The organism is Yoonia vestfoldensis SKA53 (assembly GCF_000152785.1).
Taxonomy (GTDB): Bacteria; Pseudomonadota; Alphaproteobacteria; order Rhodobacterales; family Rhodobacteraceae; genus Yoonia; species Yoonia vestfoldensis_A.
The window spans coordinates 122,712-143,542 of record NZ_CH672414.1 but is presented as its reverse complement, the minus strand read 5'-3'; the positions used below and the strand labels follow the sequence as shown (position 1 = coordinate 143,542).

Sequence of the window (20,831 nt, the reverse complement as noted above, 5' to 3'; positions counted from 1 at the left end):
GGTAGAATGTCCGATTTTGTCATCCCATTGCCTGCTGTCACAACAATACCTGTGGCCTCGGGCGGGTCATTTCCTGTGCGGCGTGTCTATTGCATCGGGCGCAATTATGCCGCCCATGCCATTGAAATGGGTCATGATCCTGACCGCGAAGCACCGTTCTTTTTCCAAAAAAACCCCAATAATCTGGATAGCACCGGCACATTCCCCTATCCCCCCCATACATCCGATGTCCATCACGAGGCTGAATTGACCGTCGTTCTCAAGGCGGGCGGCACGAATATCGCGGTCGAGAATGCGCTTGATCTGGTGTATGGCTACGCGCTGTCGCTGGATATGACGCGCCGCGATCTTCAGGGCGAGATGAAAAAAGCAGGGCGGCCTTGGGAAATCGGCAAGGCGTTTGAACGCTCTGCCCCGATTGGCCCGATCCACATTGTCAGCGAAGTCGGGCATCTGGACAGCGGCGCGATCACCCTGAAAGTTAACGGCGAATTGCGCCAGCAAGGCGATCTGAACCAGCTGATCTGGAAGACCTCCGAGATGATTTCCTATCTGTCGGAATATTTCGAACTGGCTGCAGGCGATGTGATCATGACCGGCACACCATCAGGCGTCGGCCCAGTGGTCAAAGGCGATGTGATGGAAATGGAAATTGCCGGATTGGGCAGCTTGACCGTCACCGTGACCTAAAACGGCGCCAAACGCACCCACGGCCTGTTTGATGCGGGCGTGGGTGCCGATAAGCCCCGATTTATCAGGCATATTCCTTGGGGATATCCAAATTCATCGACGGCAAGATCCGGCTATAAACCGATCGCAAATGATCCATCATCGAGTGCGCTGCAAGATCTGCGTCATGGGTCAGGATCGCTTGCACGATCACGTCATGTTCATGGAAACTTGAATAACCATCGGCAGGTTTGATGGTCTTGCGCGGCTGGCCCCAAACCACCGACCTGCGCACGACGTTCAATGTCTCGAAGTAATACAGATGCAACTGGTTTTGTGATGCCCGCGCAATGGCGTGATGCAGTTTATTATCCCACGCCTCATAGCCGCGCCAATCTGGTGCATTACGGCAGCGATCCGCGCAATGCTGGATTTCCTCGTGATCGGCTTTTTTGCCGTAAATCGCGGCCAGCCGCGCCAGCTCGGGCTCGATCGTGAAACGCACCGACACCACTTGCGCAGGTTTTACCCGATCGCGCAGATAGGTGACATCCTCTAGGTTCAGCACCGGTCGCGCGCCAAGGAATGTGCCGCGCCCGACATGCCGCCAGATCAGCCCCTGCCCTTCCAGTTCGGCCAAAGCGCGGCGCAGCTGGTTGCGCGTCACCCCCAAGGTTTGGCACATCTCGCGTTCGCACGGCAACCTGTCGCTATGGGCATAGCCGTGGCTGTCGATCATCTGTTTGACGCGCTGGACAAGTATTTCGGTCTTTGACATCGCGTTCCGACCAATCCGCATATTGGTTGATTGATTTCGGGAATACAAAACCATCTTGATATTAGCAAGTGGGTTCCCGCCGGCGGTCGTGAGGCCATCATGCTGCATGTATGATGGTTCGGTATCGCGTCAGGGATCAGCCCGCATGAATTTTCACGGGGGAATCTTGATGAGACTGGCGACACTTTTAATCGGCGGAAAACCCGCCGCTGCGGCGCAACTGGCAAGCGGCGCATGGTTGAACATCGCCCAAGCAGCCGCCGCCGATCCACAAACAAAGGTGGAGGCAGACAGCCTGCAATCGCTGATCCAAGGCGGTGATGCGGCAATGGCTGGTGTGGCCGCCCTTGTGGCCCAAGCCGACAGCGGCCAGCATGCACATGCCGTCGTGTCTGACGCTGTGCTGATGGCGCCAATCCCTGATCCGCGCAAAAACATCTTTTGCGTCGGGCGCAATTACGCCGAACATATCGCCGAAGGCGAAAAGGCCCAAAACATCAAAGTCGGCGTCACCGAACATCCGGTGTTCTTTACCAAACCACCGACATCTGTCGTGGCACCTGGTGGTGATGTGCTGATCTTCCCCACGATATCCCAAGACATCGACTACGAGGTGGAGCTGGCCGTCATCATCGGCAAGCCCGGACGCAACATCGCCAAAGCCGATGCTTTTGATCACGTTTTCGGCTATACGATTTTGAATGATATCACCGCCCGCGACGTCCAGCGCCGCCATGGCGGACAGTATTTCAAAGGAAAAGGGTTTGATGGGTCCTGCCCCATCGGGCCTTGGATCGTCACAAAAGACGCGATCAAGAACCCGCATGATCTGTCAATCCGGCTCAGCGTGAACGGCCAACAACGCCAAAACGGCAAAACGGCTGATATGATTTTCGACATTCCAACGCTGATCGCATCCCTGTCCGAGGGTCTGACCTTGGAACCGGGCGATATCATCGCAACCGGCACACCGTCGGGCGTTGGCTATGCGATGGACCCGCCGCAGTTTTTGAAAGCGGGGGATCAAGTTGTCTGTGACGTGTCCCAGATCGGACAACTGGCAAATACCGTGCGCAACGCATGACGCATGGCGCCATCCGGTCAACCGGGCGGCAACGACCAAACACAACGGGAGGAGACCCAAATGACTACCAGAAGAACCTTTACAAAGTTGCTGGCGACCGTTCCTGTCTTCGGCTTACTCAGTACTGTCGCGATGGCACAGGATTTGCGCGATGTCACATTCGTTCAGCCCAGCCCATCGGCGATCAACTCGTTTCCCGTCTTCGTCGCAATCGGCGAAGGCTATTTTGCCGAAGAAGGCCTGAACGTCACCGTTGAATCGATCAACGGTTCAAGCGCAGTGCTGCAAGCACTGGCCGCCGGTCAGGCCGAATTTGGCCGCCCCGGCCCCGGCCCTGTTCTTGCGGCGCGGGCGCGTGGCGAAGATGCGGTCTTCATCTATAACGTCGCGGCGCGCAGTAACTTTGGCGTCGTCGTGCGTGCCGATTCCGATATTCAAGGCCCCGAAGGTCTGCGTGGCAAAGTGATCGGCACCGGCACCGCCGATGGTGCCGAAGTTGGTTTCGCCCGCAATGTCATGGCCGGTTCCGGCCTGACCGAAGGCACCGATTACGAATTCCTGACCGTGGGTGATGGCGGCCCTGCGACCGTCGGCTTTACCACCGGCGCGATGGATGCCTATTCGGCCTCGACGGCGGATGCGGCGATCCTTAACCAGCGCGGCATGGCTGTGCGTGACATCACACCAGGCGAATTCGCCCGCTTTTTTGGCAATGGCATTGCCACAATGGGCAATGTGATCGAAACCGACCCTGAATTGGTCGCAGGCTTTGTGCGCGCCTTTGCGCGTGGTCACGCCTTTGCGCTGGACGATGCCAACCGCGACACCGTGCTGGCGCATCTGAAAGACGCCAACCCGCAAGAAGGCGAAGATGTACAATTCCAGTCGGCCTTGTTTGACGCGGTGCGTTCAAAAACGATCCCCGTCGATATGACCAACGGTCTTGGCTACCAGCCCCCAGAGGTTTGGGAAGAATGGCAAGACAGCCTTGTGTCAGGTGGCGATCTGGCGGCACCCCTGCCCGATCTGACCGCAGCCTATACCAACGAATTCACCGCTATGGCGCATGAGGCGATGAAGTAATGACGACAATTTCCGCAGCCACGTCTGACGTGCAACCCGCCTTGGGCGCGCCCGTCTACGAGTTGACCCATGTCAGCAAGACCTATGCACGCAACCGCGTGATTGCCCTTGATGACGTCAGCCTGACCTTACGCAAAGGCAGTTTTTCATCTGTGATCGGCTCGAGTGGCTGCGGAAAATCAACACTTCTGAAAATTATGGCGGGGTTGATCCCGCCGACCAAGGGCCGCGTTGTCTTGCAGGGCAAACCCGTCACCGGCACCCGCCGTGACATCGGCATGATGTTCCAGCAAGCAACGCTGTTCCCATGGCGGACCACGATTGAAAATATCGTGCTGCCAATCGAAATTCGTGACGGTCGCGCTGCTGCCGAAAAGGCCAAGGAAAAGGCACGCGCCCTGTTGGATATCGTCGGGCTGAATGGCTTTGAAGACGTCTTTCCAAATGAATTATCCGGTGGCATGGCGCAACGCGCCTCGATCTGCCGGATGCTGATTACCGAACCTGCGGTCTTGTTGCTGGATGAACCGTTCAGTGCGCTGGATGAATTATCGCGCGATATGATGAATATGGAATTGCAGCGGATTTGCACCGAACAAAACGCCACCGCCTTTCTTGTGACCCATTCGATCCAAGAGGCGGTTATTTTGTCGGATGATATCTATGTCATGAAACCACGCCCCGGTCGTCTGGCCGAGGTCGTAACCGTTGATCTGCCGCGTCCGCGCACGCTTGATATGATGACGACACCGAAATTTGGCGAGACCGTAAATTACATTCGCGGACTTTTGGACAAGGGAGAAGCGATGTGAGCGATGCAAACCTCAACACAGACGAAAACGTCACCCCCGACACGGTATGGGTGGAACACACATCTTTTGTCGATCAGATACCGCGCAGCATTCTGATGCTGTTCGTCTTTGCCGTCTTTGTCGGCCTGTGGCAGATCGCCACCAGCTTTAACCTTGTGTCCAGCATCGTGCTGCCAACACCGGTCGAGACATTCAACGACATGATCTTTGTCGGTAAAAACCTGCTCACGGGTGATTACATGCTGTCTGCGCTATGGATCACCACAAAAGAGGTAATCTACGGCTTTGCGCTGGCCATGGCGATCGGCTTTTCGCTGGGGATTTTGGTGGGCGAAACCGCCTTTGGCGAACGCGCGATCATGCCTTATCTGGTCGCCCTTGATACAATGCCCAAAGTGGCTTTTGCGCCCTTGTTCATTGCGTGGCTCGGGTTTGGCATCGAATCCAAAGTGGCGCTTGCCGCCTTTATTGCGACCTTCCCGATTGTGGTCGGCACAGCCGCGGGCCTGCATGCGACGGATGAAAATTCGCGGATGTTGTTCAAGACGATGGGTGCCAGCCGCCTGCAAACCCTGTTCAAGATGAAACTGCCAATGGGGCTGCCACAAATCTTTACCGGCCTGAAAATCGGCGCAGTCGGCGTCATGGCCGGTGCGATCACCGCAGAATTCCTTGGCGGCGGCAAAGGCTTTGGTGAATTGATCCGCGTTGCGGCGTCACAACTGAATACACCACGGGTGTTTTCGTTGATCTTGTATTTGAGCATCCTTGGCCTTGGGCTTTATGCCCTTGTCACATTCGCGCAGCGCAGGATCGTGTTCTGGCACCGCGACACGGTGTCAAAGTAACCGCCAACGAAAAAAGCTGGCCTGCTTTCGCAAGGCCAGCCTTTATTTTAGGCGCGATTGATCCGCTTACAGAACGCTCAGGATCTTGACCAAGGTCGGCGATGCCCGCATCACGCTTTCGGTTTTGTCGGCATCGGTCAGGTAATACCCGCCCAGATCAGCCGGTTTGCCCTCGGCAGTGCTGAGTTCTGCAAGGATCGCAGCCTCGTTTTCTTCCAAGGCGCGGGCAATCGGCGCAAAGGTCGCAAGCAGGCTTGAATCCTCGTTCTGGGTTGCCAGCGCCTGCGCCCAATACAGGGCAAAGAAATAATGGCTGGCGCGGTTATCGGTCTGGCCGACTTTGGCTTGGGGTGATTTGTTGTTGTCCAACACACCCTGCGTTGCCCGATCAACGGCATTGCCCAGAATGCGCGCCTTGTCGTTGTCTTTGGTTTCAGCAAGGAATTTCAGGCTCTCGCCCAGCGCGCAGAATTCACCCAGCGAATCCCAGCGCAGGTGGTTTTCCTCGGCCAATTGCTGCACATGTTTGGGGGCAGACCCGCCTGCGCCGGTTTCGAACATACCGCCACCGTTCATCAGCTTGACGATCGACAGCATCTTGGCCGATGTGCCAAGCTCCAGGATCGGGAATAGATCGGTCAGATAATCGCGCAAGACATTGCCACTGATGGCAATGGAATTTTTGCCCTTGCGGATCGTTTCCAATGACACACGCGTTGCCGCACGCGGCGTCATGATCTGGAATTTGTCAGCCACACCAGCGGCAGCAAGGATCGGTTCCACATATTTGATCAGCTCCGCATCATGCGCGCGCGCGGCGTCTAGCCAAAAGATCGCCTGACAGCCTTCGGCCTTTTGACGGCTGATCGCCAGCTTTACCCAATCTTCGATCGGGGCCTGCTTGGTCGATGCTGACCGCCAGATGTCGCCCGCTTCCACCGCATGTTCCAGCACGATGTCACCATTGGCAAAGACAATGCGCGCCGTGCCTGCATGGGGAATTTCAAACGTTGTCGGGTGGGACCCGTATTCTTCGGCCTTTTGCGCCATCAACCCGACGTTCTGCACCGTGCCTGCCGTACGCGGATCAAGCGCGCCGGTTTCTTTGAAATAGGCCACGGATTCGTCATAGATCGGCGCATAAGAACTGTCGGGGATGATGCAATTGGTGTCAGCCGCTTTGCCATCGGGGCCCCAGCCTTTGCCGCCTGCGCGGATCAAGGCAGGAATTGAGGCATCAATAATCACATCAGACGGGACATGCAGGTTGGTGATACCCTTATCGGAATTCACCATGTAAAGCGCGGGGCGCTCGGCCATGACCGCATCAATCGCGGCCAGAATTTCGGCCCCTTGCGGCAAGGCGGCGACTTGGTCCAGCAAAGCACCAAGGCCCGAATTGGGGCTGATCCCCGCCGCGGCCAATGTCGCGCCATAGGTATCGAACATCGGCTGCAAAAACACTTTGACCGCGTGACCAAAGATGATCGGGTCGGACACCTTCATCATCGTGGCCTTCAGGTGGATCGAAAACAAAATCCCCGCGTCTTTCGTCAGCGTGATCTGTTCCGCCAAAAACGCATCCAGCGCCTTGGCCGACATGAACGTCGCATCAACCACTGTGCCGGCCGTATAAGACACTTTGTCTTTGAGCACCGTGATGCTGCCATCAGCGCCGACCAATTCGATCCGTGCGTCACCGGCTTGTTCAGCGGTCAGCGTGACGGATTTTTCATTCGAAAAGAAATCATTGCCCGCCATCGTCGACACGATTGTCTTGCTGTCAGGCGCCCATGCACCCATCGAATGGGGATTGGACATCGCGTAATTCTTGACCGCAACAGCCGCGCGACGATCCGAATTGCCTTCGCGCAGGATCGGGTTCACAGCCGACCCTTTGATCGCATCAAACCGCGCGCGAATGGCTTTTTCTGCGTCATTCGCAGGGTCTTGCGGATAATCGGGAATGGCATAGCCTTTGGCCTGCAATTCTTTCACAGCCGCAACAAGCTGCGGCACAGAGGCGGAAATATTCGGCAGCTTGATGACATTGGCATTGGGTGATTTCACCAATTGCCCCAGTTCGGCCAGATCATCGGGCTGGCGTTGATCGGGGCGCAGATTTTCAGGAAATGCCGCAATAATCCGGCCAGCAAGCGAAATATCCTTGACCCCGACACTGACACCAGCAGCTTTGGCAAAAGACTGAATAACCGGCAAAAGCGATACCGAGGCAAGCTGGGGTGCTTCGTCAACTTTGGTGTAAATGATATCTGGCGTTGCATTGTTCGTCATGGGACTGTTCCGATCTTTCAAATGGGAATCTGGGCTGTTCAGGCCTTTGCCATCCAATGCGCCAAATGCGTGCAAAATGCAAGTATACCATTGTACACCGCCAGCCGATGACCTTTACACCACCGGCGAGCCGCCCCCCGCTGGCGGACCAAGGACGGACTGCGCGCGGCGATAATGGGAACGGCAATGACTTGGCCTTGCTATTGTGCAAAAAATTGCTGAGCTAACAGCGACGACATTCAGCCTCGTTTCACTTATCGCAGGCAAAAGTCGCCGCTTTTGTGCATCTATTCAACGCCGGCGCAACGCCTGACGCCGATCAGAAATGAGAGATTTCCATGAACATGCCTTATGAGCCCGCCCATGAAGAAGTGCATTATATCAATCGGGCTGGTTGGCTCCGTGCTGCCGTTCTCGGCGCAAATGATGGCATCGTTTCGATATCATCCTTGATCGTCGGTGTCGCGGCGGCGACCCCAGAGCCCACAGCCATTTTCGTCGCAGGCGCTGCTGGGCTTGCTGCTGGTGCAATGTCGATGGCAGCGGGCGAATATGTATCTGTCAGCTCGCAGTCCGATGTTGAACGCGCAGATATTGCCCGCGAACAACAGGCTTTGATCGACACACCAGCGGCCGAAGAGGCGGAACTTGCATCAATCTACGAATCCCGTGGACTGACAAAGAAAACAGCAGCTTTGGTCGCGCGAGAGCTTAGTGAAAAAGATGCGCTTGGTGCCCATGTGCGTGACGAACTTGGCCTGTCGGAAGTGCATACAGCCAATCCGCTGCAGGCCGCGATCGCCTCGGGGTTCACCTTTACCGTTGCCGCAGCATTGCCGCTGGCCGCCGCGATCTTGGCGCCAAGCGACAAAATTCTTCCGACAGTCGTCATCGCAACACTGATCTGCCTTGCTGGTCTTGGCGCGCTTGGTGCGCACATTGGTGGCGCCCCGAAACCGCGCGCGACCGCACGGGTCCTATTCTGGGGCGCGGCGGCGATGGCAATCACCGCATGCGTTGGCGCCCTTTTTGAGGTCAGCATCTAGGCGCGCGGCAATCCATCCAATGTCCAAGCACAAGGCCCAGACTTTCGCTGCGGTACAGATTTACCGGCTCAAATAGTTTTGGATCGCAGCAGACATGCCATCGGCCCAAATCCTGCGTAATGCGGTCTTGAAGGCAGCCACAAAGCGCGCGTTTTCCGCCAAATCACCATAAATATGTGTCATCGCAGGATGCGGTGCGAATTGCACTGACACGCAGGCTAACAAGGCGTCAGGTTGCCAACGATCTTGGTATTGGCTTTTGGCCCTGAACAAATGGGTGACCGCGCACCGCGACACGGATGTGGTATCGCCCGCGGATCGCGAGCTTGCGCGGGAGAATGAACGACTTCGGCGCGAGAACCGCATCCTCAAGAAGCACAGGGATATATTCAAAAATCCACCCAGTTCTTCGCGAGCCAAAAGCCGTGAGGTTCAGGTTCGTTGAAGAACAGCGCGGTGCCTTCGCGATCGACCGGTTGAATCCGCCCAATATTGTTCAGACGACTATCAGAAGATCCTGCGCGAACATGGCTTCCGGGGCTCAATGAGTGGGAAAGAGAATTGCTACGATAACGCCGCAACATTGATTTTAATGGTGATCCCACGAGGACTCGAACCCCGAACCTGCTGATTAGAAGTTATCTGCTATATTGTTTCATGCTGCACCATATTGATACATAATATACTATTTTTAAGCGGTTTATCTTGAAAACATGTGCCATTACGTACCATACTGATGCAGACTAGCCCATCATTTTTGGCACCCGTATGGAACCCCTATATGCCCAAGCTATCAACGGTCCGCCTTACCGATACGTTCATCCGATCGCTCAGGCCAAAGGACCAGCGGTACGATGTCTTTGACGCCTCCCAACCTGGCTTTGGTGTACGCGTAGCAACGAGCGGTGCTTTGTCGTGGGTGTTGCTCACCCGTGAAAATGGTCGGCGCAAGCGGATCACCCTCGGCGGATATCCCGCCATAAGCTTAAGCAAAGCGCGCGAAGCGGCTCGTCTTGCGCTATCCGAAATCCAAGAGGGCACGTTTGGCCGTAAGAACGCGCCAGCGACATTTGAGACTGCGGTAGAGGAGTGGTACGCGCGTGAGCAGCGCGCCAAGAAAAGCTTCCGGCAAGTCGAACAAGCCATGCGGCTTCACGTCCTTCCTTTTCTAGGGCGGCACCAACTCGATCAGATCAAAAAGGCAGATCTCATGCGGGTGATTGATCGGGTGGCGGAGAGAGGCAAGCTGACACAAGCCAACCGTGTCCGCGCATTCATCACCCGATTTTTCAATTTTGCGATCGAGCGCGATTTGCTCATGTCATCGCCGGCAGCTGCGCTGCCAAGACCCGCCGTGGAGATATCGCGAGATCGCGTCTTATCGAGAGACGAACTGTGTGCTGTTTGGGAAACTGCGGAGCAGATGGGCTTTCCGTTTGGACGCATCACACAGCTCTTAATTCTAACAGCCCAACGGCGTGATGAGGTTGCGGGAATGCGATGGTCTGAGCTCGACCTCGACCGCGCAAGGTGGATAATCAGCAAGGAGCGAGCAAAAAACGGTAAGGCTCATATCGTGCATCTGAGTCCGCAGGCCCTCGCCCTCCTTTCCACAATCCCCAGACAGAACGGCGTGGATTTAATATTCACCACAACTGGGCGGTCAGCGGTCAGTGGCTTTTCAAAGGCGAAAGCGGCGCTCGACGCCCGCAGTCATGTCTCAGATTGGCGTTTTCACGATTTACGGCGCAGCGCGGCAACATTTATGGCCGAGGAACTGAGGATCACGCCGGTAGTAGTCGATCGCATCCTGAACCACGTCTCAGGAACAGTGCGCGGTGTAACAGCGGTATATTTAAGAGGTGAGCATTTGGCGGATCGAGAAGCCGCTTTAGCTGCTTGGGGGCAGCTTGTTGAAAACTTGGTGAATTCAAATAAGTAGAGCACAATCAAGTACTTAGAAAAATTATTCATTGCATAGTGCGCTGTGTTGCGCTATGTTTAGATCGTGGCGAGCGAGTTTTGCCTCAAATCGGGGACATGCACCCACAACTAACAGCATGCAGATGGTCAGCCGCCCTACCCTCGCGAAAGCGGCAATTCATGTTCTCTTAAAAAGGAGGCCGACACATGTCGACCATTACCCGGTTTATCGGGCGCCGCGAGCTATTGAACGAGCTTGGCGTCTCAAAGACCACCATTTTACGCTGGACTGCTGAACGCGGCTTCCCGCAGCCTTTGCCCCGCAGCGGGCAAGTGCCGATCTATGACCTCGCGAAAATCGAGGCTTGGCTGCTGGGCGTAGCTGAAGAGGAGGTGCGCTAATGGACTTCAAAAACAATTCGCCTCAGCCGCACATGTCATCAACTCTTGCACCTCAAGAAGAGGTCGCACTTGCGGCAGCCAACTGGGTAAAGATGGGTTTCCCGGTCGAAGTGAGAAGAAATGGATTGCCTACCGTTGACCCTCGCAGTCCCGAGCAGCGCAAGGATCCCGTCGCAACATACTTCATTCTATGTGAGATCTCGGGCCTTGGCCTAGCGGTCAAGACAGGTCCAAAAACCGGCCTATTGGCGATCACGGCAAGCACCTCCGATGAAAACAGTGGCCTTAACGCGCTTCGAAACGCAGGTTTTTATTGTCCTCAATGCGATAGCCCTATCCGCTACGATGCAATCATGGATGGCAAATTCGAAGGTGGGTTTCACACGATGCTGTACTACGTGGGTAAGGAGACTTTTCTGAGAACTGCGCTGTCGGAACTGGATGGTGTTGTTGTGGAAGGATCGGGCGAAGTAATCACAATTCCTCCAGGTATTTGCGATTATGGCCTCGCCCTAGGTGTTTCGACAAAAGCGACCTACGAAGGCCCCGAAACACTTGCACCGGTTGGTATACCGTACCTGCCTGACGGTCTGCGCAAAATGATCCGTGCGGCTGAGCGGCAGACCCTTGCCGACAAGCGCAAGCCGAATTCGCGCCGTGGCGTTTTGCCAGAACTTTACGCGCCCGTCGCAGAGGGAGGGCGCAACAATGCGCTGGCCCGACGGGCTGGCTTTCTTCTCGGTGTTCGTAAGCTGACAGAGGAGCAGACCCTAAAGGCGTTGCTGGACATCAACCAGCGGTGCTGTCAGCCACCGCTCGACATCTGCGATGTTCAAAGTGTCGTCCGCTCCATTGCAAAGAGGCACCAGCGCCATGGATGACCGGACATCACTCGTCGCGCAGCTTTTAGCTGACAGCGAGGCCGCTCGCCAGACGGCGGAAGTGGCTGAGGCTGCGGTTGAAGCGCAGCGCCAATACGCAGATTTCGGAGGGGCCTTACACATGTTTAAGGTGGTTAAAGACAAGCAGCCCATACCTGTCCGCTTATGCAACTTTACCGCGGAAATCGAGCGCGAGGTCGTCAAAGCTGACGGCCTCACGACCGCCCGACACTTTACGGTGTCGGGCAGAATGGAAACAGGGAATCCTTTGCCCACCATCGATGTCCCTGCCTCCGAATTCGACCGTCTCGAATGGCTCGCCACAGAGTGGGGGGCCAGTCCCCAGATTTTCGTGGGCAGCCGATACCGAGACCATGTTGCAGCCGCCATCAAAGAACGGTCTGATCCCGAGCTGGTACAGCTATGCCAGCACACAGGGTGGGCTAAGTTTGACGATGAGTTGCTGTACTTGACGGCCTCGGGTGGTATCGGGACCGAAGGGCTGAACGAAGAAGCAAGGTGCGAGCTGCAAGGGTCGCTAGCCGATTTCAGCCTGCCAGCGCCTGCTGATCCTCGCACCTTGGGTCTTGCGGATCTGTTGGGCGCATTCCGCGATGTACAGAAGGACGGCGTGGGGCTTGTACTGCTTGGCGGTGTCATGCGCGCCACGCTGTGCCATTTTATGCCCGCAACTTTGTCTATCTATTTGCAGGGCACGACTGGCACATTCAAGTCGGCCTTCGCCGGCGTGCTGCAAGGGTTTTGGGGCATAAAGTTCGATGGTGCAAATCTCCCTGCAAACTGGTCGTCTACTGGCAACGCGCTCGAGAAGACGGCCTTCTTGGCAAAGGATGCGCTACTCATCGTCGACGATTTTGTCGCCCGCGGTACACGGCACGAGGTTGCTAAAACTCATGCCAACGCAGAGAGGCTTCTGCGCGCGCAAGGCAATCAAGCAGGCCGCAGCCGCATGACGTCAAAGGCCGAACTCAGAAATGCCTTTCATCCGAGAGGCATCATTCTTGCGACCGGTGAAGACATCCCGAATGGGCATTCGTTGCAGGCCCGGCTTGTGATCGTCAATGTGGCGAGGGGGGCGATAGACACCACCGTATTGAGTGGGCTGCAAAAGCTCGCTCGAGACGGCGTCCTCGCCAAAGTCATGGCAAGCTTTGTCCAATGGCTGGCAATGGAGTCAAAGCGGAATGCGCTTCATGAATTCATAGGCATGGCGCTGGAAATCGATCGCGAGAATATAGGCGCCAGTGGACACGCAAGGACACAGGACAACTTGGCCAATCTTCTGATGGGGCTGCGCGTGTTCCTTGACTTTGCAGACGATGCTGGTGAGATCAGTTCCCAAGTAACCCAAGGGTTTATGGATATCGCCAAAGACGCAGCATGCGCTCTCGCAGACCTCCAGTCAGCGATTGATCATGAGGCTTCAGACGCACAACGCTTCGTGGATCTCATGCGTGCGGCCGTCTCCAGCGGCAAAGCACACATCGAGCGCAGCAGTGGTGGCAAACCTGACAATGCGAGGGCTTTGGGCTGGCGAGACGTGGACCTGGGCCAGTCCGGCACCCGCACGGAGGCGATGGGAACCAGGATTGGATGGGTTGATGGCGAAGAGCTATACCTTGATCCGACTGCGTCCCTCAGTGTGATCAAGGCGCTTGCATCTGGCCTCGACAACCATCTTGGGTCTTCCGAGCGTGCGATCGCCAAGAGCTTGCGCGAGGCTGGGCTGCTAAGCCGATGCGATAAATCACGCAACACAACTAAGGTCAGTGTGCTTGGTGCTAGGCGGTCGGTATACGTGTTTCGTATGGCAGATATCTTTGATTTGGATAGCGCTTCGGCCAGCCCCATCGGTCACGGCGACGCCGATATACCATTCTGACCTCGAACTGCCCCAGTTGCCACAGTCGCCGCAGTAATGTCATACCACCCCCTAAAAACTGTTTATCCAGATAGTTAGATTTCTAGGAAGGTTATGTACATTACTGTGGCAACCGTGGCACTACCCCGTAAGGTATTGTTATTACACGTATATCCGTGAAATGATTAACTGTGGCGGACTGTGGCAACCGGGACAGGCTGGTATCGTCTGACTACTTGTCCGGTTTTGGTTCGAACATTTCCCGCCAATCCTTGGCCAAGAGCCCCCCTGCTATCGCCTCCCGCTCGATATCCCTCAGCTCCGCACGGATCTCGCGCCCGACCTGCGCCCACCGCGTGGCCTCTGCGCGGGCCTCTTTCGTCAACCGTCCATGCGTGGTCTGCGCGGCCGCGATCCGAGCACGTCCCTCCTCGGTCCGCGGTCCGGTCGACTTCCCCCCATGCCGCGTGCAGCGCCCCGTTTGCTTCACGGCAGGGCGCTGGCAAGGCGTCCCAGCCTTGGTTCGTGCACCACAGCGCTCGCCCGACCAATCTGGTCCGAAGCGCGTCGCTGAGCCGATTTTGTGACCTTTTTCAAACCGCATGAGGACCCCCAACAAGACTGCTATAATGTAACATTATTTGCGATGGCAGTCGAGGGCCGAGTTCCAAGAACCGCGGTCCGAGGCGCAAGGTCCTCGGTCCATGATCCGACTGCCTCAGGGCCAAGTTCGCCAGTCCACGTTACTCGGACAGGGAATGTGGGCCAAGGCATCGCAGTGCTCGGCACGCGCAGCCCGCACCTCGGTCCTCGGTCCTTGGTCCTGCTGCGCTGTACCGATACACGGGGCGGTCCGGAGCAGACGGAGACGACTTGTACGCCAACAACAAACCCGAACGAAAAAGCAGCCGACAGAATTTGGCGACCAAACAAGTATAGGCGCTTGCCTACAGCAAGGCCCCAAAAAAAAGGGGGGGTGGGGGTCCGTCTGGCGGCGTTTTCGCGGGGATGGAAAGGCTCCAGTTACCCCCGTTGCGTTGGTGGGGTGGTGGCAAATCTAGGCTGTGTTCGCGGGTGCCGGGCGCGATTTCCTAGACGGAGCGAAAACCACTGTCCGAGTGCTGCGCCGTCCCCCACCGCCAGCATCTCCCTAGCGGTCACGGTAATCCAACCTCGAACCCCGCATCTTGCCCCCCAGCGCTTGCCTGATCTGCGCTTTTGTTATATTATATCAATAATGTGGGGCCGCAGCACTCACCCCCCCATCTCAAGCAGATATCGAAGTCCTCGGTCCATGATCCGACGGCCCCCCGGGCCAAGGTTCGAGGGTCGTGGTCCAAGGTCCTTGAAACTGGGCACCATCGTCAAATGTGATGGCGCATTAAGCCCCATGAGTTTGCTACCACGTAGGGAACAGATCCACACGGTGGTCCTGCGAAGCACCATCTCAGCTGTCGGCACCGTTTGGCCTGTCTCGCGCGGGTGACGTAAAATTAGTCTACGACTGAGAGCATTTGATCAGCGCTTCTTTCGCCTAAAAAAGACTTGACTCGGTATCATAAAGATACTCCATTCATGCTCAGACTCAGCGATTACACGGACTGGTGGAAGGAAACAACGCAGATGATCGAACAGAAATGCAAGGTACTCGGAACAGCAGTATCGCTAACTCAGAAGGCTTCTGCGACCGGTAATCGCGTTAAAAGTTCGTCTACGACTACCGGTCTATTACTGGCCTCAGTATCAGCCTGCGGCCCATCATCAGACGATACTAATAGCAACTATTCGCAGGGACAAACCGGCGGAAATCAACCGATAAATCCGATAGTGTTCTCTGACACGGCTGCAGGTTTCAACATCAACACCCAATTCGACGCCGTGGACGGTTTTAGAACTGATGGTGTTCGGGTATTCACATCAGGATCTATGACACCCGCGATCCAATCAGAAAACTACTCTCTACTTTTTGTCAATGCAGTCGCCGATTTTAATAATGATGGTAAAGACGATGTTCTAATTGATTTTGCTGATACGATATCAACACCCAAGTTTCTGACATCAAATGGTGATGGAACTTTCTCTGAAACTCTACTCGTTTCTGGCTATCAGAGTGTTAGAACCATCCGTAACACAGAGATCATCGACCTTAATGGAGACGGTTTTCTTGATATCGTTGCATTTACAGCACCACATGGGTGGCATGTTGACGCGCTTGGCGGCAACTGGGATGGAACTGAAAGCGATGTTATCTATTACAATCAAGGTGGAACAGGGTTTCTCGGCGTAGCGATTGGCGGTGAGACATATAATCATGGTGGTGCTGTTGGTGACCTGAATGGAGACGGTATAGTTGAGATTTTCAGCCTTTCCGAAGCATCAGGTATTACGGCCTTCAGCCAAGATACAAGCTATCGCGGTGTGCTTGTGAGGAATTCGTCCGGCGAATATGAGCGAACTGCAAATATCCTCCCTTCATCTTTTGACGGTGTCGTTACTTCTGATATACGTATTGCAGATCTGAATGGTGACGGTTTTGCTGATCTAGTGATCGCCACTTCTCCACTTTATAACAATGGCGCTACGCCAGAGACTGCTAGTGCCCTGGGCGCTTTTCGCGTTGGGTTATCTAATGGATCACTTGATCCCTCATCTTATACATGGATCACTTACGGTACACACCAGATGACAATGGCAGAATGGAATTCATTTCGTAGCACCTTTACTGCCAATGAAGTGACTGGTGCATACGATGCGACCAATACAATGGCTGGCGTTAGCAACATAGAGCTTATTGATATAAACGAGGATGGTGAGCTGGATGTAGTTGTGGGAAACTATGTCCAGAACAACTCTGGGTGGGTCTGGTCTGGCTTTGGGATATACATTAATGAAGGGGGTAGCTATGTTGATAGAACAAGTGTGTATACTCCGGACCAATCTGGCAACCGATCAACCTCCGAAGTTACTTCGGCGATTTGGCGAATTTTCAAAGAAGACATTAATGGCGATGGCAGAGGCGATCTCATTATACAAAATCAAACACCTGAGCAGTACTGGCAGTTAGGTGGAACAAAGTCTCACACAATATACATAAATGAAGGTGGTGTTTATCGACCAGTGAACCGCCAAGATATTGATGTGAACAATTTGATGCTTTATCAAAATGAACCAAACTCTCTAAATCAGGTTCGGGTTGGTGATTTTAATGGAGATGGGGTGAGCGATCTTTTGGCAAACGTTGTTTATGGTGGCTTTGATGAAGTGAGATTAATTACACACCTCAATGCAGAGGTGTTATAGCCTCACTTCTTTCTTGAATTAGGAATATTTTTAAAAATTCTCTTAAAGACTCTGATTTCTTCGATATTTTGTGGATAAGCCTGCTGGAAAATCATTCCAGCAGGCTCATTCTCAAAGATAAGAGAGTGACGTTCGTGACGGCTTAACGTGAACTGACCTTCAAAAACAAGAAGAAGGGAACGTGCAGTTGTGGCAAAATGGCGACTTGAGGTATGATAACGAATCTTTATTTTTTCTCATTAATCTCAGTCCACCGCGAAGATGTTGACGTTGCGGTATCCGTGGCAAAATGTACTTTGTCCGATTGATGTTGGCACTGAATGCTGCGCTGCCCAGGGTCTGGAGTCATAACTAAAATATGATGGTTGCGGCGAGGGCGATTGCCGGCAGGAAGACCTTGGGGGAACGATCATATTTTGGTTATGAGTCCTGACCCTGGCGATGGAAGCAGGTAGGTGTAGAGCTGTACTCGAAAAGATTGTCGGTAGCCTTGGTTGACGCTCACTTTGCGCCCTTTGACTTAAAATCGCGGACAGTTTAAGTATTCTGCATCAAAGGTCACATCAAAAGGTCACCCTGCGTTGGAACACAAGATCGCAGCACTCAGAAATATGCTCTGGCAGATGGAAGTTGAGGTAGGGCTTGAAACGCTACCTCAGCCACAGAAGGATGTTTACTACGCAGCTTGCCTTGTGGCGGACGACAAGCAGTTGGTACACAGCGACGTTGTCAAACACCAACCAATACTGGCACTGATGTCCAGGCCCACCTTCTATCGCGCGCTGAAGAGTCTGGTGGAAAAAAACCTTTTGGTACATGCAGGGCCGCACCAAGACGGCCGCTACTTTGTGAAACGGTAAAGCCGCGCAGTGCAGTCAACGTTTTCATCAGATTGGCTTCTGCCGCTCGCGGTCGTTTCCTTTGTATATCTGGGGGCATTTGCGTTCACGTTTGGTGTTCTGATGCCAGTTCAAACACTCGTGCTTCCTGAGTTTGTCCATTACGCAAGCATTCTGTTCCTCCCACACGGCGTTCGCGTGCTCACAGCTTGGCTCTACGGGTGGCGTGCATTGTTTCTGTTAGCTCCCAGTGCCTTACTCACTCATGCCTATCTGTTCGGTACTACAGGTTTTTCTGGCGGTTATTTCTTTGGCGCACTTTTTGGTATCTTCTGCGCAACATCAAGTTTCTGGCTGTTTGCCAAACTGGGCATGGATTTTCGTCAAGAGCAGGCAAAGTTGACATCGTGGCGCGAAATTCTGATGACGGGCAGCTTTGCATCCATCATCAATGTATCAGGCACTTCATACTTCTATGGCTTCGAAATCCAATCAGCATCAGCGTATTTTATCGGTGACCTTGGCGGGTTGCTGGCTTGTATGGTGATATTGATGCTGGGGTTTCGGTGGTTACGGCGGACACAGTGATCATCGAGCCAAGCTTCAGGTCGGGTACTTCACGTTATACATGGTGTTCAGCGACCGATATTCGCGAGTTATCAGTGTTTGAAGTGTGGTTTCCAGTTTTAAACTCATCAAAACCAAGATGACACATATACCAGTAGGCCTCTTCATCATTTTCAGAAAGTTTAAGTGGCGGGGCAAATGCGCTTCGAGAGCGCAACCCGCATTTAAAGCGGAACGTAAAATCGTTTTCGCTTAACTACTAACCAAGGACCGCGTTCCTCGAACCGTGCACCGCGAACCACCTGCCTTAAGCCCGTCACATCGGCCGGAGCGCCTTGGACCTTGGGCCCGAACAAAATTACCAAACGTACTTTTTGAGGACCTAACAAAATAGGGCCGTTCTGACGCGTAGGGGGGGGCAATTTAGGGGGGTGCCCTTCTGAGTCAGAGGATTGATTTGGCTAACAAAAGGTTAAAGTAACCCCCAAAGGAACATCATGATGTGCCCGCTTATCAGCATGCATGGACCTAAGCATCATAGTTGAGGCCCTGCAGACCCTCCTCTAGCAAGCGGTTTTTGGAACCCATTTGGAACCCCAAAACGGATTCATCTGACTCCATCGCCCGTAACTTATTGATATTATGGTGATCCCACGAGGACTCGAACCCCGAACCTGCTGATTAGAAGTCAGCTGCTCTATCCAGTTGAGCTATGAGACCGATTGATGGCGGTATGGCGCGGCTTGGGGCGTTTTGGCAAGCGGAAACCCGTCTTAGTGGGTCCAGGCGCCGCGCCGGTTGGTCGCGAAATTCTCGCCATAGCCGCCCGCACGGATATTGGGCTTGCGCAATTTGGGGTCCTGCACGACCGCCTCGATCCCGTTTTCGTGGGCGTAATCCAGCGCTGCTTCCTTGCTGTCGAAATACAACCGCACCTGCGCCTGCGTGTCAGAGGACGATGTCCAGCCCATCAAAGGGTCGATGCTGCGCGCGGCCTCGGCCACATGTTCCAGCACCCAGGACCGCGTTTTCGCAATGCCGGATGACATGGCGGTTCTGGCTGGCTTGTAGATTCGTGCGCGCATCTTTGGCCCTTTCATCGTTGCATGTCATATGCGCAAAAAACGGGGATTTCGCAAGCCCCGCCGATGTCTGATCAGGCCCATTCGCCCTTGCGCATGACGGGGATCACCTCGCCCGTCTTGGTGATCCCGTCGATATCGACGGCATCCGACCCCATCATCCAATCGACATGGATCAGGCTTTGGTTGCCGCCTTTTTGCTGCAATTCTTCGGCTGAATACTCCGAGCCACCCTCGATCGTATCTGCGTAACATTGGCCAAGCGCGATGTGGCATGACGCGTTTTCATCAAAGAGCGTGTTATAGAACAACGTGCCTGACTGGCTGATCGGGCTGGAATGCGGCACCAAGGCGACCTCGCCAATGCGGCAGGCCCCATCATCGGTGTTCAACAACGCCTGCAGCACGGCCTCGCCTTTGGTGGCTGTCGCCTCGACGATGCGGCCCGCCTCGAACCGGACCTTGATGTTTTCTATCACATTGCCCTGATGCGCCAAAGGCTTGGTGGCAGACACCACGCCATCGACCTTATAGGCATGCGGGCAGGTGAACACCTCTTCGGTGGGGATATTGGGCTGGCAGACCACGCCGTTCAGCGCGGGCGATGCGCCGCCTTTCCAGATATGCCCATCCGCCAGACCCAGCATCAGGTCGGTGCCGGGGCCGGTATATTTCAGCGCGGCGAAATCATGGTCGTTCAGCCATTTGACACGCTTTTGCAGCTCTGTCGTATGCGCGGCCCAATTCGCCACAGGATCGTCACCGTCCAGCCGCGACGCGGTATAGATCGCATCCATCAACTTGCCCTGCGCCTGTTCTACGGGCAGATCGGGGAACACGCGCGCGGCCCAACCGGCACCGGGGAAAGCGACGATGTTCCAGTTCACCTCGAACCCGACAATCGGGGCCATGGCAGGTTTGGCGGCGATGGATGTCGCTTTGGACAGACGCGCAACCTTCGCGGGGTCCTGATCGGCCAACAGCATCGGGTCGTCGCCGGTGATCGCCATGCGCGCGGCGCCGCCTTTGTAGGCGGCGGCCAACCCCTCATAGAACCAGCCGGGTGCGCGGTCGAAACTGGCATCTTCGGCATGCTCATAGCGCGCGAGCGTGATCGCTTCGTCGGTGAAAAACGGCATCACGATCCCTGCCCCGGCCTTATAGGCATGCACCGTGATCGCGCGGACAAGCTCAATCGCGGACAATGGGGCGGTGATCACCAGATCCTGCCCTTTTTGCAGGTTCACGCCGGTGCGCACGGCAACTTCGGCCAGACGGTCAAGTTTTACAGGATCAATCATTGTCATACCTCTTTCGTTTGGCCGGACCTTAGGCCAAGG

18 protein-coding genes, 1 tRNA gene and 1 pseudogene are annotated in these 20,831 nt (G+C 54.9%); 14 read left to right on the top strand and 6 right to left on the bottom strand.

What is annotated here, in order from left to right; genetic code table 11:
* The first annotated feature begins 6 nt into the window (after window positions 1-6).
* A complete protein-coding gene (locus tag SKA53_RS00715) occupies window positions 7-690 on the top strand; it encodes a fumarylacetoacetate hydrolase family protein (RefSeq protein ID WP_007204105.1) in 684 nt (227 codons plus the stop codon).
* 64 nt (window positions 691-754) lie between these two features.
* Here the strand turns inward: SKA53_RS00715 and SKA53_RS00710 are convergent, their stop codons facing one another.
* Window positions 755-1,447 (bottom strand): FadR/GntR family transcriptional regulator, encoded by a 693-nt coding sequence (locus SKA53_RS00710; RefSeq protein WP_007204104.1) that lies wholly within the window; start codon window positions 1,445-1,447, stop codon window positions 755-757.
* Between the two features lie 169 nt (window positions 1,448-1,616).
* Between SKA53_RS00710 and SKA53_RS00705 the strand changes: the two genes are divergently transcribed.
* The 4 genes from SKA53_RS00705 to SKA53_RS00690 are packed head-to-tail and all read left to right on the top strand — an operon-like array spanning window position 1,617 to window position 5,274.
* The gene (locus SKA53_RS00705; protein ID WP_007204103.1) at window positions 1,617-2,531 is read left to right on the top strand and encodes a fumarylacetoacetate hydrolase family protein; all 915 of its coding nucleotides are present in this window, start codon (window positions 1,617-1,619) and stop codon (window positions 2,529-2,531) included.
* 60 nt (window positions 2,532-2,591) lie between these two features.
* On the top strand, window positions 2,592-3,614 hold the full coding sequence (locus SKA53_RS00700; protein ID WP_040483037.1) for an ABC transporter substrate-binding protein: 1,023 nt from the start codon (window positions 2,592-2,594) through the stop codon (window positions 3,612-3,614).
* Window positions 3,614-4,426, top strand: a complete 813-nt coding sequence (locus SKA53_RS00695; RefSeq protein WP_007204101.1) for an ABC transporter ATP-binding protein — start codon at window positions 3,614-3,616, stop codon at window positions 4,424-4,426. Before SKA53_RS00700 ends, SKA53_RS00695 begins: the two co-directional genes overlap by 1 nt.
* Window positions 4,423-5,274, top strand: a complete 852-nt coding sequence (locus SKA53_RS00690; protein WP_007204100.1) for an ABC transporter permease — start codon at window positions 4,423-4,425, stop codon at window positions 5,272-5,274. Before SKA53_RS00695 ends, SKA53_RS00690 begins: the two co-directional genes overlap by 4 nt.
* A gap of 66 nt (window positions 5,275-5,340) precedes the next feature.
* Here the strand turns inward: SKA53_RS00690 and SKA53_RS00685 are convergent, their stop codons facing one another.
* Window positions 5,341-7,569 carry an NADP-dependent isocitrate dehydrogenase gene (locus SKA53_RS00685; protein ID WP_040482721.1) on the bottom strand — a complete coding sequence of 743 codons (2,229 nt, stop codon included), beginning with the start codon at window positions 7,567-7,569 and terminating at the stop codon, window positions 5,341-5,343.
* Between the two features lie 338 nt (window positions 7,570-7,907).
* On the opposite strand from SKA53_RS00685, the gene SKA53_RS00680 reads away from it, so the two are divergent.
* The 6 genes and pseudogenes from SKA53_RS00680 to SKA53_RS00655 all read left to right on the top strand — a co-directional run bounded on the left by SKA53_RS00680 (window position 7,908) and on the right by SKA53_RS00655 (window position 13,724).
* Entirely contained in the window at window positions 7,908-8,615 is a 708-nt protein-coding gene (locus tag SKA53_RS00680) for a VIT1/CCC1 transporter family protein (protein WP_007204098.1), read from the top strand.
* 176 nt (window positions 8,616-8,791) lie between these two features.
* Window positions 8,792-9,094 (top strand): annotated as a pseudogene (locus tag SKA53_RS15100) (IS3 family transposase); the annotation flags it as partial.
* Between the two features lie 257 nt (window positions 9,095-9,351).
* Entirely contained in the window at window positions 9,352-10,557 is a 1,206-nt protein-coding gene (locus SKA53_RS00670; protein WP_131494562.1) for a tyrosine-type recombinase/integrase, read from the top strand.
* Window positions 10,558-10,745: 188 nt separating this feature from the next.
* Complete coding sequence (locus SKA53_RS00665; RefSeq protein WP_007204095.1) at window positions 10,746-10,940, top strand: helix-turn-helix transcriptional regulator; 195 nt, start codon at window positions 10,746-10,748, stop codon at window positions 10,938-10,940.
* Entirely contained in the window at window positions 10,940-11,821 is an 882-nt protein-coding gene (locus SKA53_RS00660) for a primase alpha helix C-terminal domain-containing protein (protein ID WP_007204094.1), read from the top strand. Before SKA53_RS00665 ends, SKA53_RS00660 begins: the two co-directional genes overlap by 1 nt.
* On the top strand, window positions 11,814-13,724 hold the full coding sequence (locus SKA53_RS00655) for a DUF927 domain-containing protein (protein ID WP_007204093.1): 1,911 nt from the start codon (window positions 11,814-11,816) through the stop codon (window positions 13,722-13,724). Before SKA53_RS00660 ends, SKA53_RS00655 begins: the two co-directional genes overlap by 8 nt.
* Before the next feature lie 211 nt (window positions 13,725-13,935).
* On the opposite strand, the gene SKA53_RS15765 is transcribed toward SKA53_RS00655, so the two are convergent.
* On the bottom strand, window positions 13,936-14,307 hold the full coding sequence (locus tag SKA53_RS15765; protein ID WP_040482719.1) for an HGGxSTG domain-containing protein: 372 nt from the start codon (window positions 14,305-14,307) through the stop codon (window positions 13,936-13,938).
* A 1,019-nt stretch (window positions 14,308-15,326) separates the two neighbouring features.
* On the opposite strand from SKA53_RS15765, the gene SKA53_RS15095 reads away from it, so the two are divergent.
* The 3 genes from SKA53_RS15095 to SKA53_RS15370 all read left to right on the top strand — a co-directional run bounded on the left by SKA53_RS15095 (window position 15,327) and on the right by SKA53_RS15370 (window position 18,430).
* Complete coding sequence (locus SKA53_RS15095; RefSeq protein ID WP_165474476.1) at window positions 15,327-17,003, top strand: FG-GAP repeat domain-containing protein; 1,677 nt, start codon at window positions 15,327-15,329, stop codon at window positions 17,001-17,003.
* A gap of 581 nt (window positions 17,004-17,584) precedes the next feature.
* Window positions 17,585-17,863, top strand: coding sequence for a hypothetical protein (locus SKA53_RS00640; RefSeq protein ID WP_040482718.1), 279 nt, complete (start codon window positions 17,585-17,587; stop codon window positions 17,861-17,863).
* Between the two features lie 102 nt (window positions 17,864-17,965).
* Entirely contained in the window at window positions 17,966-18,430 is a 465-nt protein-coding gene (locus SKA53_RS15370) for a hypothetical protein (RefSeq protein WP_207327901.1), read from the top strand.
* Window positions 18,431-19,052: 622 nt separating this feature from the next.
* On the opposite strand, the gene SKA53_RS00630 is transcribed toward SKA53_RS15370, so the two are convergent.
* The 3 genes from SKA53_RS00630 to SKA53_RS00620 form a co-directional block, all read right to left on the bottom strand.
* Window positions 19,053-19,129, bottom strand: a tRNA-Arg gene (locus SKA53_RS00630).
* 53 nt (window positions 19,130-19,182) lie between these two features.
* Window positions 19,183-19,494 (bottom strand): ETC complex I subunit, encoded by a 312-nt coding sequence (locus SKA53_RS00625; RefSeq protein ID WP_040482717.1) that lies wholly within the window; start codon window positions 19,492-19,494, stop codon window positions 19,183-19,185.
* Between the two features lie 71 nt (window positions 19,495-19,565).
* The gene (locus SKA53_RS00620) at window positions 19,566-20,798 is read right to left on the bottom strand and encodes an aminopeptidase (RefSeq protein WP_007204087.1); all 1,233 of its coding nucleotides are present in this window, start codon (window positions 20,796-20,798) and stop codon (window positions 19,566-19,568) included.
* Window positions 20,799-20,831 lie beyond the last annotated feature (33 nt).